16 protein-coding genes and 4 tRNA genes are annotated in these 14,361 nt (G+C 74.1%); 8 read left to right on the top strand and 12 right to left on the bottom strand.

All coding sequences use genetic code 11. The annotated features are described in order from the left end of the window. Positions 1-68: 68 nt before the first annotated feature. From AB6N24_RS01860 to AB6N24_RS01830, 7 genes are all read right to left on the bottom strand, one after another. Entirely contained in the window at positions 69-743 is a 675-nt protein-coding gene (locus AB6N24_RS01860) for a hypothetical protein (protein WP_412867729.1), read from the bottom strand. Further along, positions 740-1,936 carry a glycosyltransferase family 4 protein gene (locus AB6N24_RS01855; protein ID WP_412867758.1) on the bottom strand — a complete coding sequence of 399 codons (1,197 nt, stop codon included), beginning with the start codon at positions 1,934-1,936 and terminating at the stop codon, positions 740-742. The genes AB6N24_RS01860 and AB6N24_RS01855 overlap by 4 nt, the downstream gene beginning before the upstream one ends. A 29-nt stretch (positions 1,937-1,965) precedes the next feature. After that, a complete protein-coding gene (locus AB6N24_RS01850; protein ID WP_412867728.1) occupies positions 1,966-2,943 on the bottom strand; it encodes a phosphatidylinositol mannoside acyltransferase in 978 nt (325 codons plus the stop codon). Beyond that, positions 2,940-3,551, bottom strand: a complete 612-nt coding sequence (gene pgsA, locus AB6N24_RS01845; RefSeq protein WP_412867727.1) for a phosphatidylinositol phosphate synthase — start codon at positions 3,549-3,551, stop codon at positions 2,940-2,942. The genes AB6N24_RS01850 and pgsA overlap by 4 nt, the downstream gene beginning before the upstream one ends. Before the next feature lie 7 nt (positions 3,552-3,558). Further along, a complete protein-coding gene (locus AB6N24_RS01840) occupies positions 3,559-4,149 on the bottom strand; it encodes an HIT family protein (RefSeq protein ID WP_412867726.1) in 591 nt (196 codons plus the stop codon). Positions 4,150-4,154: 5 nt separating this feature from the next. Next, complete coding sequence (thrS, locus tag AB6N24_RS01835; RefSeq protein WP_412867757.1) at positions 4,155-6,158, bottom strand: threonine--tRNA ligase; 2,004 nt, start codon at positions 6,156-6,158, stop codon at positions 4,155-4,157. A gap of 134 nt (positions 6,159-6,292) precedes the next feature. Beyond that, positions 6,293-6,367 (bottom strand) — tRNA-Val (locus AB6N24_RS01830). Positions 6,368-6,673: 306 nt separating this feature from the next. On the opposite strand from AB6N24_RS01830, the gene AB6N24_RS01825 reads away from it, so the two are divergent. After that, a complete protein-coding gene (locus AB6N24_RS01825; protein WP_141372596.1) occupies positions 6,674-7,102 on the top strand; it encodes an SsgA family sporulation/cell division regulator in 429 nt (142 codons plus the stop codon). A gap of 159 nt (positions 7,103-7,261) precedes the next feature. On the opposite strand, the gene AB6N24_RS01820 is transcribed toward AB6N24_RS01825, so the two are convergent. Continuing rightward, positions 7,262-8,125 (bottom strand): aminotransferase class IV, encoded by an 864-nt coding sequence (locus tag AB6N24_RS01820; RefSeq protein WP_412867725.1) that lies wholly within the window; start codon positions 8,123-8,125, stop codon positions 7,262-7,264. After that, on the bottom strand, positions 8,122-9,336 hold the full coding sequence (locus tag AB6N24_RS01815) for a chorismate-binding protein (RefSeq protein ID WP_412867724.1): 1,215 nt from the start codon (positions 9,334-9,336) through the stop codon (positions 8,122-8,124). The genes AB6N24_RS01820 and AB6N24_RS01815 overlap by 4 nt, the downstream gene beginning before the upstream one ends. Before the next feature lie 124 nt (positions 9,337-9,460). On the opposite strand from AB6N24_RS01815, the gene AB6N24_RS01810 reads away from it, so the two are divergent. From AB6N24_RS01810 to AB6N24_RS01800, 3 genes are all read left to right on the top strand, one after another. Next, a tRNA-Gly gene (locus AB6N24_RS01810) sits at positions 9,461-9,532 on the top strand. Positions 9,533-9,587: 55 nt separating this feature from the next. Further along, positions 9,588-9,658: transfer RNA gene (locus AB6N24_RS01805), tRNA-Cys, on the top strand. Positions 9,659-9,672: 14 nt separating this feature from the next. Further along, positions 9,673-9,747 (top strand) — tRNA-Val (locus tag AB6N24_RS01800). Between the two features lie 180 nt (positions 9,748-9,927). On the opposite strand, the gene AB6N24_RS01795 is transcribed toward AB6N24_RS01800, so the two are convergent. Together AB6N24_RS01795 and AB6N24_RS01790 are read right to left on the bottom strand one after the other, a co-directional pair. Then, the gene (locus tag AB6N24_RS01795; protein WP_412867723.1) at positions 9,928-10,107 is read right to left on the bottom strand and encodes a tyrosine-type recombinase/integrase; all 180 of its coding nucleotides are present in this window, start codon (positions 10,105-10,107) and stop codon (positions 9,928-9,930) included. Between the two features lie 276 nt (positions 10,108-10,383). After that, positions 10,384-10,902, bottom strand: a complete 519-nt coding sequence (locus AB6N24_RS01790; RefSeq protein WP_412867722.1) for a hypothetical protein — start codon at positions 10,900-10,902, stop codon at positions 10,384-10,386. Positions 10,903-11,095: 193 nt separating this feature from the next. Here AB6N24_RS01790 and AB6N24_RS01785 point away from each other — a divergent pair, with 193 nt between their 5' ends. From AB6N24_RS01785 to AB6N24_RS01775, 4 genes are all read left to right on the top strand, one after another. Further along, positions 11,096-12,823, top strand: coding sequence for an FAD-dependent oxidoreductase (locus AB6N24_RS01785; RefSeq protein WP_412867756.1), 1,728 nt, complete (start codon positions 11,096-11,098; stop codon positions 12,821-12,823). Between the two features lie 69 nt (positions 12,824-12,892). Continuing rightward, positions 12,893-13,255, top strand: coding sequence for a rhodanese-like domain-containing protein (locus tag AB6N24_RS01780; RefSeq protein WP_412867721.1), 363 nt, complete (start codon positions 12,893-12,895; stop codon positions 13,253-13,255). A gap of 54 nt (positions 13,256-13,309) precedes the next feature. Beyond that, positions 13,310-13,429, top strand: coding sequence for a hypothetical protein (locus AB6N24_RS23135; RefSeq protein ID WP_489672049.1), 120 nt, complete (start codon positions 13,310-13,312; stop codon positions 13,427-13,429). Between the two features lie 58 nt (positions 13,430-13,487). After that, positions 13,488-13,757 carry a metal-sensitive transcriptional regulator gene (locus AB6N24_RS01775; RefSeq protein ID WP_412867720.1) on the top strand — a complete coding sequence of 90 codons (270 nt, stop codon included), beginning with the start codon at positions 13,488-13,490 and terminating at the stop codon, positions 13,755-13,757. A gap of 363 nt (positions 13,758-14,120) precedes the next feature. On the opposite strand, the gene AB6N24_RS01770 is transcribed toward AB6N24_RS01775, so the two are convergent. After that, complete coding sequence (locus AB6N24_RS01770; RefSeq protein WP_412867719.1) at positions 14,121-14,276, bottom strand: hypothetical protein; 156 nt, start codon at positions 14,274-14,276, stop codon at positions 14,121-14,123. Between the last annotated feature and the right edge of the window lie 85 nt (positions 14,277-14,361).

Raw genomic sequence — 14,361 nt, 5'->3', positions numbered from 1 at the left:
CGGTGGAGGGGGTGTGCAGAGGGCGCAGACTCGCGCGCGCTCCGTGGTCCCAGTCTAGACCGTCGCCCTCATGCGTCCGACGGGCGGTCCCGCAGGGCGGTAGCCGGCGCCGGCTCGCCGGGGCGGCCGAGCGCGGCCGGCCACGCGTCGTCGAGCTCGAGCGTGCGGGGCATCGGGGCGCGCCCCGCGAGGCGCAGCGTGCGGGCGACCCACGACCGCCGCACCCGCTGGGCCTGCGCGACGGCCTCGTTGTGGAACCGCCGGGCGAGCTGCGCGCGGTACCAGGACGCCGCGAGCGCCTCGACGAGCTCGGCGCCGTCGGGCTCCTCGCGCATCGCGGCGACCTCCTCGGGGTCGTCGAGCGCGGCGCGCAGGGTCTGCGACAGCTCGCTCTCGACGAGGCCGCGGTCCTGCACGGCCGCGCGCGTGAGCACGTCCGGGACGTCCGCGAGCGCGCGCACGTCCGCGGGCAGCGCGCGCAGCCCGTCGACCTCCGGACCGCCCACGGCGAGCGCGGCCCACGCGGCCTCGCCGACGAGCAGCGAGCTGACGGGGTCCATCAGGCCGGACGACGACAGGCCGACCGCGGCGGACGCGCGCCGGACGAGCTGCGCCTCGACGACGGCGCGCGACGCGGCGACCTTGCGGTGCAGGCGGTCGAGGCGGGTCGCGGCGACCCACACGCGCCACCCCACGAGCAGCAGGACGGCGGCGACGATCACCGCGGTCTCGGACCAGGTCATCGGGCATCTCCTCGCACGCGGCGCAGGTCACGCAGCCGGGCGCCGCGCCACGAGGACGGGTCCTCCCGGACGGGCGCGTCGGCGGCCTCGACGACCATCTCGTAGACCGTGAGGACCTCGTGCGTCACCGAGGACCAGTCGTAGCGCCGCACGGCGGCGGACGCGCGCTCGACCAGCGTGGCGCGCAGGTGCTCGTCACCGAGCACCCGGACGAGGGTGCGCGCGAGGTCGGCGGGGTCGCCGGTGCGGAACAGCACGCCCGCGTCGCCCTCCTCGAGCACCCGGCGGAACGCGCCGAGGTCGCTCGCGACGACGGGGGTCCCGGCGCTCATGGCCTCGACGAGCACGATCCCGAAGCTCTCGCCGCCGATCTGGGGTGCGCAGTACACGTCGACGGACGCGAGCAGGCTCGCCTTCTCGTCGTCGGTGATGCCGCCGAGGAACTCGACGGCGCGCGCGTCGTCGCCGAGCAGCTCGCGGACCTCCTCGGGCCCGGTGTCCCCGCGCCCGGCGACGAGGAACCGCGCGCCGGGGTGGGTGCGCAGGACCTCGGGGACGGCGCCGAGCAGGACCTGCAGGCCCTTGCGGGGCTCGTCGAGCCGGCCGAGGAAGGCGATCGTCGGCGCGTCCGGCGTGCCGGTCCACCGGGCGTCGGTGGCGGCGCCGGTGAACGCGTCGACGTAGACGCCGTTGGGGATGACGACCGCGTCGCCGCCCATGTGCTCGACGAGCGTGCGGCGGGCGTCCTCGGAGACGGCGACGCGCGCGGAGATCTTCTCGAGGGACTGCCGCACGAGCGGGTAGGCCATCTGGAGCGGGCGCGAGCGCAGCAGCGCGGTGTGGAACGTCGCGACGATCGGGCCGTCGGCGATCCACAGGGCGAGCATCCCGAGGCTCGGGGTCACGGGCTCGTGCAGGTGCAGGACGTCGAACTCCCCCGCTGCGAGCCAGCGGCGCACCCGCGCGGCGGTCACGGGCCCGAACGTCATGCGCGCGACGGCGCCGTTGTAGCGGACCGGGACGGCGCGGCCCGCGGAGGTCATGTACGGGGGGATCGGGGTGTCGTCGTCCGCGGGTGCGAGCACGGAGACGGTGTGACCGCGCTCGATGAGCGCCTCGGCGAGGTCGCGGACGTGGAACTGCACCCCGCCGGGCACGTCGAACGAGTACGGGCAGACGATCCCGACGCGCAGCGGCCGGTGGGTGCCGGTCATGTCGGCGGTCACGGCGTCTCCGCCGGGGCGGGGGCCGCGACCGTCGCGGCGTAGCGGGCGGCGTCGAGGTCCTCGACGAAGACCTTCTGCAGCATGTGCCAGTCCTCGGGGTGCTCCGCGACGACCGCCGCGAACGCGTCGACCCAGGCCTGCGTGAGCACCCGGACGCGGTCGGGCCGGGCGACCCCCTCGGGGAGGGTCACGGGCGGCAGGAACTGGATGACGATCCCCCAGGGCGACCCCGCGGCGCGGCGGCGCTCGCCGGTCAGCCGCTCGTAGTGGATGGTCGTCGGCGCGAGCGTCGCCCCGGCGGACACGGCGAGCGCCGCGGGCCCGGCCGCGACGCGGGCCCGGTGACCGAACAGGTCGACCTCGACCCCGCGCGCCGTGAGGTCCCGGTCGGCGAGGAGCGGGACGAGGCGCGGTCCGGTGCGCACGGCCGCGACGAGCTGGCGGAAGACGTCCCCGCCCTCCCCTCCGGACAGCGGGATGATCGTCATCCCGAGACCTTCACGGAACGCGAGGAACTGCTGGAACAGCTCCTCGGGGCGCAGCCGCTCGGCGACGGTCGTGACCGGCGCGAGGTGCACGGTCGCCCACGCGCCCGCGAGGTCCCAGTTCCCCATGTGGGTCAGTGCGAGGACCACCGCCTCCCCCGCGTCGAGCCGGGGCCGCAGCCACTCGAGCCCGGTCGCGCGCACGCGCCCCGCGACCTCGGCCGGCGGGAGGGACTGCAGCGCGAACGCCTCGCCGTAGTACCGCATGTAGGAGCGCATGCCGGCGCGGCTCAGCCGGCGCAGCTCGCGTGGCGTCGCCCCGGGACGGACACGCGCCAGGTTCGCCTCGAGCCGGCGCACGCCGCCCGTGCGCCGGAGCCACGTGAGGTCCGCCGCGAGCGTGCACGCACCGCGCAGCACGGGCCCGGGGACCCGGCCGGCCACGCGCCAGCCGAGCACGACGAGCCGTGCGGGGTCGGGGCGCCTCACGACGACGCCCCGAGCGACTGGCGCCGGACCGTGGCCATGCGCTGCACGACGGTCACCGCGGAGGCGACCGCGAGCAGCGCGAGGACGACCGTGAGCACGACCCGCGGGGCGCCCGCGCCGACGAGGGCGGCCGCGGCGAGCACCGCGAAGAGCCGGTCCGCGCGCTCGGCGATGCCCACGGCCGCGGTCATGCCGAGCCCCTCGGCGCGCGCCCGGGCGTACGGGACGACCGAGCCGAGCACGAGGCACGCGAGCGCGAGCACCGCGGTGGCCTCGTGGTCGCCGCCGCCGTAGAACCACAGCACGAGCCCGCCGAAGATCGCGGCGTCCCCGAAGCGGTCGAGCGTCGAGTCGAGGAACGCCCCCCAGCTGCTCGAGCGCCCGGCCTGGCGCGCCATGACGCCGTCGAGGGAGTCCGTGAGCGCGAAGAACGCCACGACGAGCGCCCCCGCGAGGAGGTGCCCCGCGGGGAAGAGGCAGAGCGCCGCGACCACGACGGCGAGCGTGCCCGTGACGGTCACCGCGTCGGGCGAGACCCCGAGGCGCAGCAGTGCCGCGGCCAACGGGGTCAGGGCACGCGTCATCCCGCTGCGCAACCGGTTCAGCACGGGTCAGTCATCCCTTCTGGGCGGCCGGCCACGCCGCGGCGAGCCGGTCGCGGGTGTCGCCGAGGAGCTCGGGCAGGGCGCGCGTGCGCCCGACGATCGGCAGGAAGTTCGAGTCCCCGCCCCACCGCGGGACGACGTGCTGGTGCAGGTGCGCGGCGATGCCCGCACCCGCGACCTCGCCCTGGTTCATGCCGAGGTTGAACCCGTGCGGCGCGGACACGTCACGCAGCACGCGCATCGCGGTCCGGGTCAGCGCGGCCACCTCGGTGACCTCCTCGGTCGTGAGGTCCGTGTAGTCCGCGACGTGCCGGTACGGGCACACGAGCAGGTGGCCGGAGTTGTACGGGTACAGGTTGAGCACCACGAAGGCGACCTCGCCGCGCGCGACGACGAGGCCCTCCTCGTCGCCGAGCCCCGGGATGCGGCAGAACGGGCAGCCGGGGCCGGCCGCGGAGTCCGTCGGCTTGTCCTGGCCGCCGATGTACGCCATGCGGTGCGGCGTCCACAGGCGCTCGAGGCGGTCGGGCACGCCCGCGTGGTCGCCCGCGCGCTCGACCTCGACCTCGTCGCCGTGCCCGTCCTTCTGCTCCGCGCCCACGTGCGTCAGACCTGCACCCGGTCCCGCACCGCCGAGACGATGCGCTCGACCGCCTCGGCGACGGGCACGGCGTTGTCCTGGCGGCCGTCGCGGTACCGGAACGACACCGCGCCCGCGTCGACGTCGTCGCCGCCCGCGATGAGCACGAACGGGATCTTCTGCGTGCTCGCCGAGCGGATCTTCTTGCCGAAGCGGTCGTCGCTCGTGTCGAGCTCCGCACGGATCCCCTGGGCCCGGAGCTGCGCGACGACGTCCGCGAGGTAGTCGTTGAACGGCTCGGCGACGGGCACCGCGACGACCTGCACGGGCGCGAGCCACGCCGGGAACGCGCCCGCGTAGTGCTCGGTGAGGACGCCGAAGAACCGCTCGATCGACCCGAACAGCGCGCGGTGGATCATCACGGGCCGCTGCCGGCTGCCGTCGCTCGCGGTGTACTCGAGCTCGAAGCGCTCGGGCAGGTTGAAGTCGAGCTGGATCGTCGACATCTGCCACGTGCGCCCGATCGCGTCGCGGGCCTGCACCGAGATCTTCGGGCCGTAGAACGCTGCGCCGCCCGGGTCGGGGACGAGCTCCAGGCCCGACGCCGTCGCGACCTCCTCGAGCGTGCGGGTCGCCTCGTCCCAGATCTCGTCCGACCCGACCGACTTCTCGGGGTTGCGCGTCGAGAGCTCGAGGTAGAAGTCGTCGAGCCCGTAGTCCTTGAGCAGGTCGAGCACGAACTGCAGGGTGCTGGTGAGCTCGTCGCGCATCTGGTCGCGGGTGCAGTAGATGTGCGCGTCGTCCTGCGTCATCCCGCGGACCCGGGTCAGCCCGTGGATCACGCCCGACTTCTCGTAGCGGTACACCGAGCCGAACTCGAACAGCCGCAGCGGCAGCTCGCGGTACGAGCGCCCGCGCGAGGCGAAGACGAGGTTGTGCATCGGGCAGTTCATCGGCTTGAGGTAGTAGTCCTGGCCGGGCTTGCGGACCGTCCCGTCCTCGTTCAGCTCCGCGTCGACGTGCATCGGAGGGAACATGCCGTCGCGGTACCAGTCGAGGTGACCCGAGATCTCGTACAGGTGGCCCTTGGTGATGTGCGGGGTGTTGACGAACGAGTACCCCGCCGCGACGTGCCGCCGGCGCGAGTAGTCCTCCATCTCCATGCGGATGATGCCGCCCTTGGGGTGGAACACCGGCAGGCCCGAGCCGAGCTCGTCGGGGAAGGAGAACAGGTCGAGCTCGGCGCCGAGGCGGCGGTGGTCGCGCCGCTCCGCCTCCGCGAGCCGCTCGAGGTACGCCTTGAGCTCGTCCTTGGTGGGCCACGCCGTCCCGTACACGCGCTGCAGCTGCGGGTTCTTCTCGGAGCCGCGCCAGTACGCCGCCGCCGAGCGGGTCAGCTGGAAGCCGTTCGCGATGAGGCGGGTGCTCGGCAGGTGCGGCCCGCGGCACAGGTCCTGCCAGACGACCTGCTCGGACTCGCGCCCGGCGCCGCGCACGTTCTGGTAGATCGACAGCCCGCCGAGGCCGACCTCGACGGACGCGCCGTCGTCCTCGCCGCCCGGGGTGCCCTTGAGGCCGATGAGCTCGAGCTTGTACGGCTCGTCGGCCAGCTCGGTGCGCGCCTCGTCCTCCGTGACGTCCCACCGCCGGAAGGTCTGGCCCTCCTTGATGATGCGGCCCATCACCTTCTCGAGCGCCTTGAGGTCCTCGGGCGTGAACGGGGTCTCGACGTCGAAGTCGTAGTAGAAGCCGTCGGTGATCGGCGGCCCGATGCCGAGCTTCGCCTTCGGGTTGACCTCCTGGACCGCCTGCGCGAGCACGTGCGCCGCCGAGTGGCGCAGGACCGCGAGCCCGTCGGGCGAGTCGATCGTGACGGCCTCGACGACCGCGCCGTCGCTCAGCGGCAGGTGCAGGTCGCGCAGCTCGCCGTCGACGCGGACGACGACGACCTCGCGGCGCGAGCCGTACAGGTCCGTGCCCGTCGTCCCTGGCTCCACCGTGGTCGCGACGCCGTCGACGGTGAGGGTCATGAGCTCGGGCACGAGAGGGATCTCCTTGCGTCGGGCCCGCACTCAGGCGGTGCGGGCGCACGTCGATGCTACCGACGCCGCGTGCGCCCCGGACGCACGACAGCCCCGGTGCGCGAGGCGGACCGGGGCTGTGCTGGTGGGCGATACTGGGTTCGAACCAGTGACCTCCTCGGTGTGAACGAGGCGCTCTACCACTGAGCCAATCGCCCGTCGTCCTGCGGTGACGGCTGGGCCTGGATGCACTCCGGCCCGACCGCGCACCGTCGGTGACGTCGAAGTAGGATGCTACCCAACGCGCGGCGATATTCCGAACCGGGCTCTCGACCCGGCTTGTGGGTCGGCGGACCCGATCGGTCGACCGGGCGCCACGTGCGGGTGGACGCGGGACCCTGTGACGGGGGACGTGACGCGTATGACGGGGCCTACCGGGTGAACTCCACGCCGATTTCCCGCCGGGAAGGCGTTCCGGCTGCCATGATGGACACCCCACCACCGCGCGAATCAGGAGGACGCCGATGACGCAACCGTCGTACGACGTCGTCGAGGCTGTCACCATGCAGCTGATCAGCTCTGACGCCAGCGTCATCCCGGTCAACGCCGAGTTCTCCTTCCGCGTCTCGGACCCGTACACCGTGCGCACCGTCTTCACGGGCCAGCACACGATGTCGACCTGGCTGCTCGGTCGCGAGCTCCTCGTCCACGGCCTGCTGGCCGCCTCGGACGCCCCGGCCGGCAACGGCGACGTCCAGGTCTGGCGTGACGAGGACCCCGACTTCCTCCTCATCTCGCTCAGCGGCGTCGAGGGCAGCGCGCTCCTCGCGGCGCCCGCCGAGCCGCTCGAGCGGTTCCTGGCGACGACCGAGGACCTCGTCCCGATCGGCTCCGAGAGCGACCGGATGGAGACCGAGATCTCGGCTCTGATCGCGGCGCTGCTCACCGCCTGAGCCGCACAGCACGCAACGACGCAGGAGGCCGGTCCCCTCGGGGGCCGGCCTCCTGCGTCGTTGGGGAGCCATGCGTGGCCGGCCTTGCTCACGGGTCGGCCGTGCTGGCGCAGCATCGTCGTGCGCGAGAGCGCGCGCCGAGCGCGCTCGGCGCGCCGCTCAGGGGTCGAGGTCGTCCGCGAGCCGGGCCTGGAAGAGCTCCTGCGCCGCGCGGGTGAGCTCGCCGGGGGCGACGTCGACCTCGTCGAGCGAGACGACGGGGACGACGTTGCGGATGGAGCCGCTCAGCGCGAGGTGCGCCTCGCCGGCCAGGACGTCGTCGAGGACCTCGAAGGGCAGTTCGCCCGGCGCGCCCTCGCGCACCGGCAGACCCGCCTCCGCCGACCACTCGAGCAGGAGCTCGCGCGTGATGCCCGCGAGGCAGCCGCTCGACAGCGGCGGGGTCACGAGCTCGCCGCCGCGCTCGACGAGGACGTTGGAACCCGTGCCCTCGCACAGCTCGCCCACGGTGTTCGCGAGGATCGCCTCGTCCGCGCCGTGGTGGTGCGCGCGGGCGAGCGCGACGACGTTCTCGGCGTACGAGATCGTCTTCAGGCCCGCCACGGCCGAGCGCTCGTTGCGGACCCAGGGGACGCGCACGGCGCGCGAGACGGTCATCCTCGGCGCCGGCCCGGCGAGCACGATCACGGTCTGCCGGGACTCCCCCGGCTCGTTGCGGTGCGACCCGAGCGGACCCGGGCCCGCCGTGAGCGTGATGCGCAGCCGGCCGACGTCGGGCGTCGCGGCCTCGAGCACCGCCTTGACCCCCGCACGGATCTCGTCCTCGTCCGGGGTCTCGAGGCCGAGGCCGTGGGCGGACCGCGCGAGCCGGCGCAGGTGCCGCGTCAGGGCGAACGCCTGCCCGTCGTACACCGCGCACGTCTCGAAGGCGCCGTCGCCCACGGTCAGCCCGTGGTCGACGCCCGTCGCGAGCGGCTCGTCGGGGGCGTGCAGGCGGCCTCGTGACCACAGGAGGGTGCTCATGGCGCCCAGTCTCCCACCGGAGGCCCACCGCGGGAGGCGAGCGCGACGAGGCGTGCGGCCTTGAGCTCGGTCTCGCGCCACTCCGCACGGGCGTCGCTGCCCCAGGTGATCCCCGCGCCGGTGCCGAACCGCAGCGTGCCCTTTGCGCCGGGGCGACCCGGCGCGTCCGGTGGCGGGGCGTCCCCCGACGGCGGTTCCCACCAGAAGCTCCGGATGCCGACCGCGAGCTCGGCGCGCACGGACCCGTCGCGCCCGACGTCGACCCAGCCGACCGCGCCGCAGTACGGCCCGCGAGGGACGGGTTCGAGGCGGCTGATGATCCGGAGCGCCGAGCTCTTCGGGGCACCCGACACCGAGCCCGGGGGGAACGTCGCCCCCAGCAGCTCCGCCCAGAGCCCGGGCGAGTCGCGCAGGTCCGGCGCGAGGCGCCCCTGGACGGTCGAGACGAGGTGCACGAGGCCGGGGTGGCGCTCGAGCGCGAGGAGCGCCGTGACCTCGACCGTGCCCGGGACGCTCACCCGCTGCAGGTCGTTGCGGACGAGGTCCGTGATCATGACGTTCTCGGCCTCGTCCTTCGCGGACAGGCCCTCCGCCGTCGTCGCGGTGCCCTTGATCGGGCTCGACGTCACGACGCCGTCCTCGACGCGCAGGAAGAGCTCCGGCGACGCCGACACGACCCACACCGGGTCGACCCCGGCTCCGCCCGGCACGTGGACCCCGCCCGCGAAGGGCGCCGGATTCCCCTGTGCGAGCACCGCCGCGAGCGCCCGCGCGTCAGGCTCGGCCTCCCCCGGTGCGCCCAGCGGCGCGCGCAGGACCCGGCAGAGGTTGGCCTGGTACACCTCCCCCGCCCGGATCTCGTCCTGCACGGCGCGCACCGCGGCCTCGTAGCCGCTCCGGTCGAGCGAGGTGGTCCAGTCCGACGCCGCCGGACCGCGCCACGCCGCCGCCGTCGCCGTCGCCGGGGCGCCCGTCGCACCCGGGTCCTCGCGCGTGCTGTCGCCCCGCTCGACCTCCGCGAACCGCCACGCCCGGACGCGCCCCTCGAACTCCCCCACGACGACCCAGAACCCCGGCTCGGCCAGCTGCCCGGGATCGGCGACGACGTCGACGCACTCGACCACCCCCCGCGCGCGCACCCCCGAGAACCACGCCTCGCCGGCCCCCCGGGGGGTGACGTCGGGTGGTCCGATCGGGGCTCTGACCTGCACGGTCGACACGCTACCGAGCCCTCCGCCGACGCGCGGACGGGGAGCCGGTTGGACTCTTGCCGAAAACGTCGGCTAATGTTCAGCACGCACACGGAACGCCGGTGAGAGCCGGAGGAAGTGTCGCGCGGACGTGGCTCAGTGGTAGAGCATCACCTTGCCAAGGTGAGGGTCGCGGGTTCGAATCCCGTCGTCCGCTCGGAGGCAGACACTCCTGATCGACCCGCGAGGGTCGCTGAGGACTGCGGTCTCAGGGTGGAGTGGCCGAGAGGCGAGGCAGCGGCCTGCAAAGCCGTATACGTGGGTTCGAATCCCATCTCCACCTCGCAGCACAGCCTTGGGCGATTGGCGCAGCGGTAGCGCGCTTCCCTGACACGGAAGAGGTCACTGGTTCGATCCCAGTATCGCCCACCAGCATCACCGCAGGTCACAGGCCGTTCCGGAGACATCCGGGACGGCCTTCGTGGTCTCTGCCGACTCCCATACCCCAACGCGTACCCCGACGCCGTTTCGATGGACGCCCACGAGACGTGCCGAACGGCGACGGACAGCGGCGGAACACCAGTCCGACGCCGAGTGGCCGAGTGATCCTCGTCACGCGTGCAGGATCCCCGAGAGGGTCGCCATCGCGGCCCGCGCGACGGCGTCCGAGACGTGACCGTCGACGTCGGCCGCGATCCGGATGTCGGCGTGCCCGAGCAGCGTGCTGACGGCGTTGATGTTCACGCCGGCCTCGAGCCAGGCCGTTGCTGCTGAGTGGCGCAGCGTGTGCACGTGCCCTCTTCCCAGAACGTCTGGGGAGGGCCGTCGGGCGACCTCTTCGCCGAGATGGTCCTCGAGCGACTCGTGGCTGACGGCTTCACCGGCGCGGTGGTAGCGACCCCGTGACGACTGCTGGTGCCGAGGGCCGCGCAGCGGCATGGTCGTGCGCTAGGTGCACCGCGAACCCTCACAGCGCGCTCGCTGAGCGCATGCACCTAGCCGAAGGTCCGGGTCGGCATGCACGAGACAGGGGCCCGTGGCGGTGTCGGGCGCTCCGTCAGGACCATCTCAGGAAGCTCGGCGACTGCCCACGCTGTCAGCCACCGGGTCGTCGTCCATCGCACGGTCGTCGAGGTCGATCTCCTCGTAGCCCGGCGGCAGGTCCGTGCACTCCACGTCCTCGAGCCGCGAGGGCGGGTCCTCACGGGGATCCACGGTGAGCACGAGGCAGAGCCGACGGCTTGCCGAGCTCACGAACAGCCCGCCGCCGCTGGTCGTGTTCCCGTCGATCTCGAGTCCGAGCTCCACGCCGGAGGAGGTCACGACGCTCGTCGTGACGAAGGCGCCGATCGACGTCGCGGCGGCCGCCACCGCCTCGGCGAGCGCGGGGCTGCTCGACCCCGGCTCCTCCGCGACGGTGTTGTCGACCCGGGTGGTCACCAGCAGGGCCTTGCGCTGGGCGTCCTCGGCCGCTCGTCGCCCGAGGCCCCCGTCGGCACACCCGCCGACGAGCAGCAGGAGCACGAAGGTCGACGCGCCGACCGCGAGAGTGGGCAGGCCTGGCGGGCGGGGCGGGGTGATGGTCACCGGAACGACGCTAGCCGCCACCATGCAGACGCGTCAGGCGTCGCGACCCGTCGCGCCGACCCACGGATGTACCAGACACACGCTTGAGTACATGCGCCTCGCGCCCTGCCGACCGAGGGGCGGGACCTGGACCGCTCAACGATCCGCGCCTTTTGAACTTGGATACCCCTGGGGGTATGTTGGAAGCATGCCGATGAACACGACCGAGACCCGCGCTGCACCGCTCGCCGCTCCGCGTCGCCTGGTGATCGTCGGAGGTGTCGCCGGCGGGATGAGCGCCGCGGCGCGGGCCCGCCGGCTCGACGAGCACGCCCGGATCGTGGTGCTCGAGCAGTCGGAGTACGTGTCGTTCGCGAACTGCGGGCTGCCGTACCACCTGTCCGGGGAGATCGCCGAGCGCGAGGACCTCCTGCTCCACACCCCGGCGAGCTTGCGTGCGGCGCTGAACCTCGACGTCCGCACGGGCCACCGCGTCGTCTCGATCGACCGGGCTGCCCGGACCGTCGCCGTCAGCACCGCCACCGGTGAGTACCAGGAGCCGTACGACGCGCTGCTGCTCGCCCCGGGCGCCGTCGCGGTGCGCCCGCCGATCGACGGGCTCGACCACCCGGCCGTGCACGCGCTGCGGACCGTCCCGGACGTCGACGCCCTGCGCGCCCGCGTCGACACCGCCCTCGCAGCCGCCGGCGACGCTCGCCGGCCGCGTGCGGTCGTGGTCGGCGCCGGCTTCATCGGGCTCGAGGCCGTGGAGGCGCTGGTCGCGCGCGGCCTGGACGTCGACCTCGTCGAGCTCGCCGACCACGTCCTGCCCCCGCTCGACGCCGAGCTCGCGCCGCTCCTGGCCGACGAGCTGCGCGCGCACGGCGTCGGGCTGCACCTGGGCATGTCCGCGGTCGCGGTCGACGACGCCGGGCCCTCGGGCGAGCGCGTCGCGGTGCTGCTCTCGGACGGGACCGTGCTCGGCGCGGACCTCGTGGTCGTCAACGTCGGCGTCCGCCCGGCGAGCGACCTGGCCCGCGACACCGGCCTCGAGCTCGCCCCGCGCGGGGCGATCCGCGTCGACGCCGACCACCGCACCTCCGACCCGCACATCTGGGCCGTAGGCGACGCGATCGAGGTCCGCCACGCCGTCACCGGCACCACGGGACCCGTGCCGCTCGCGGGGCCTGCCAACAAGCAGGGCCGGCGCGCCGCCGACTCGATGCTCGGCCGACGCACCACCCCGCAGGCCCCGGTCCTCGGCACCGCGATCGTCCGGGTCTTCGACCTGACCGCCGCGGTGACCGGCGCGAGCCAGGCCACACTCACCACGGCGGGGATCGCGCACGAGACCGTGCACCTGCACCCCAACCACCACGCCGGGTACTTCCCCGGCGCCCAGGCCGTGCACCTCGTCGCCTCGTTCGCCCCCGACGGGCGGCTCCTCGGTGCCCAGGCGGTCGGGCGCGACGGGGTCGACAAGCGCATCGACGTCCTGGCCACGGCCCTGCGCGCCGGGATGACCGCCGACGACCTCGCCGAGCTCGAGCTCGCGTACGCCCCGCCCTACGGCTCGGCGAAGGACCCGGTCAACATGCTCGGCTTCGTCGCCCAGAACGTCCTGGACGGGACCATGCCCCAGTGGCAGGCCACCGACCTCGACGCCGTCCGCGCCTCGACCCTCGTGCTCGACGTCCGCTCCGCGAAGGAACGCGCCGCCGCGCACCTGCCCGGGTCGCTGCACGTCCCGCACACCGAGCTGCGCGCCCGCCTCGACGAGGTCCGCGACGCCGCCGCCGGCCGCCCGGTCAGCGTGCACTGCGCGAGCGGGGTCCGCTCCTACCTCGCCACCCGCATGCTGCGCGGCGCGGGCGTCGACGCCCGGAACCTCTCCGGCGGCTGGCTCACCCTCCAGGCCGTCCACCCCGACCTCGCCGCCTGACCCCCTGACCCCGCGCCGGGTTGCCGCCCGGCGCCGACCGAGCTCCCCCGAAGGAACGAGGACCCACTCGTGCGCTCACCCCTGGCCGCCCTGCGCGACCGCCTGACCGCCCGCCGCCCGACCGGCCTGCCCCGCACCGTCGACGCCCGCACCGCCCTCGACCTCGTCGCCGACGGCGCCCTCGTCCTCGACGTCCGCGAGACCGGCGAGTGGCGCACCGGCCACGCGCCGCGCGCCCTCCACGTCCCGCTGGCCGACATCGCGACCGCACCCGGCCGCCTGCCCGCGGGCGCCCGCGTCGTGGTCATGTGCGCCTCAGGGCTGCGCTCGCGTACCGGCGCCGCCGCGCTGCGCAGCGCCGGCGTCGACGCCACCAGCCTGTCGGGGGGCATCGCCGCCTGGCGCGCCGCCGGCGGCACCACCCGCCGCTGACCACCCCGCGCCACCGACCCCAGCCCGACCGCCTGACCCGACCGAGGAGACCCCATGTGCTACCCCGCTTCGTGCCCCGCCTGCGGCAAGACCACCTGGGACGGCTGCGGCATGCACGTCCGCGACGTCATGGCCACCGTCCCGCCCACGGCCCGCTGCACCTGCCCCCGCTGACACCTCCCGGTACCCACCGGGGTATCGTCACGCCACCCCCGAGACAAGGAGCACGGCCATGGAGCTCGACCCCAACGAGATGAGCAAGGTCACCAACCGCCTCAAGCGCGCCCAGGGCCAGCTCGCCGGCGTCATCCGCATGCTCGACGAAGGACGCGACTGCGAGGACGTCGTCACCCAGCTCTCCGCCGTCTCCCGCGCCCTCGACCGCGCCGGCTTCGCGATCATCGCCTCCGGCATGAAGCAGTGCATGACCCCCGGCACCGAGACCGAGCAGGCCACCCTCGACGTCGCCAAGCTCGAGAAGCTCTTCCTCTCCCTCGCCTGACGCGCAGGGTCGGCGCGGGACGGAAACCCTGCACACGTCGTTCGCCCGGCGTGTGCTCCTGGCCACCGGAAGGCCGGATCGGGCGGCGCCCTGCGCCGTCGGCGGTCCTCAGCGGCGTCGCCACCCTCCAGGTGCGCGCCCGCCGACGGTCCCGTGCATGCGGCCGGGCGCCGGCTCCTGCTCGACGTCGTGCAGGGCAGAAGTCCGACGCACGAGGCGTGCGACGGGCGCACCGTCCGCCTCAGTCTGAACGATCCGGCCCGAGCCGACCTCGACAAGAGCAGTACGGGTGGCCGCGCTCGTCGTCGAGGTGCTCGCTCCCCGGCGTGGCCGCAATCCTCACGACGAAACGGCTCGAAGCGCTTACTCCGCCGGAGCCTGCAGACCTGTCCCCCGCACGTCATCGCGCGCGTCGAGCTGGGGCTGCAGCGCGAGCCCGAGCCCGAGCAGTGTCGGGACGAGCCGCTCGGGCTCCAGCTCGTCGAAAGGCACGTCGTGGAACGACGGGTCAGTGCTCATGGCTTCATCCTCGACCTCACGGGCAAGAGTGCGCACGAGCGTTCGATGGTCGACGAGTGAGATCTCTGGCGCGGTGCGGTCGGCG

The sequence above is a fragment of the Cellulomonas jepli genome, from assembly GCF_047229345.1.
In the GTDB taxonomy this organism is placed as follows: Bacteria; Actinomycetota; Actinomycetes; order Actinomycetales; family Cellulomonadaceae; genus Cellulomonas_A.
The sequence above is the reverse complement of the archived record's forward strand: the minus strand, read 5'-3'. Positions and strand labels throughout refer to the sequence as shown.

Excerpts from the sequence above, each read along its gene's own strand:
- AB6N24_RS01860 (WP_412867729.1), bottom strand. The coding sequence starts at position 743 with ATGACCTGGTCCGAGACCGCGGTGATCGTCGCCGCCGTCCTGCTGCTC.
- thrS (WP_412867757.1), bottom strand. The coding sequence starts at position 6,158 with ATGACCCTCACCGTCGACGGCGTCGCGACCACGGTGGAGCCAGGGACG.
- AB6N24_RS01825 (WP_141372596.1), top strand. The coding sequence starts at position 6,674 with ATGACGCAACCGTCGTACGACGTCGTCGAGGCTGTCACCATGCAGCTG.
- AB6N24_RS01820 (WP_412867725.1), bottom strand. The coding sequence starts at position 8,125 with ATGAGCACCCTCCTGTGGTCACGAGGCCGCCTGCACGCCCCCGACGAG.
- AB6N24_RS01785 (WP_412867756.1), top strand. The coding sequence starts at position 11,096 with ATGAACACGACCGAGACCCGCGCTGCACCGCTCGCCGCTCCGCGTCGC.
- AB6N24_RS23135 (WP_489672049.1), top strand. The coding sequence starts at position 13,310 with ATGTGCTACCCCGCTTCGTGCCCCGCCTGCGGCAAGACCACCTGGGAC.
- AB6N24_RS01775 (WP_412867720.1), top strand. The coding sequence starts at position 13,488 with ATGGAGCTCGACCCCAACGAGATGAGCAAGGTCACCAACCGCCTCAAG.
- AB6N24_RS01770 (WP_412867719.1), bottom strand. The coding sequence starts at position 14,276 with ATGAGCACTGACCCGTCGTTCCACGACGTGCCTTTCGACGAGCTGGAG.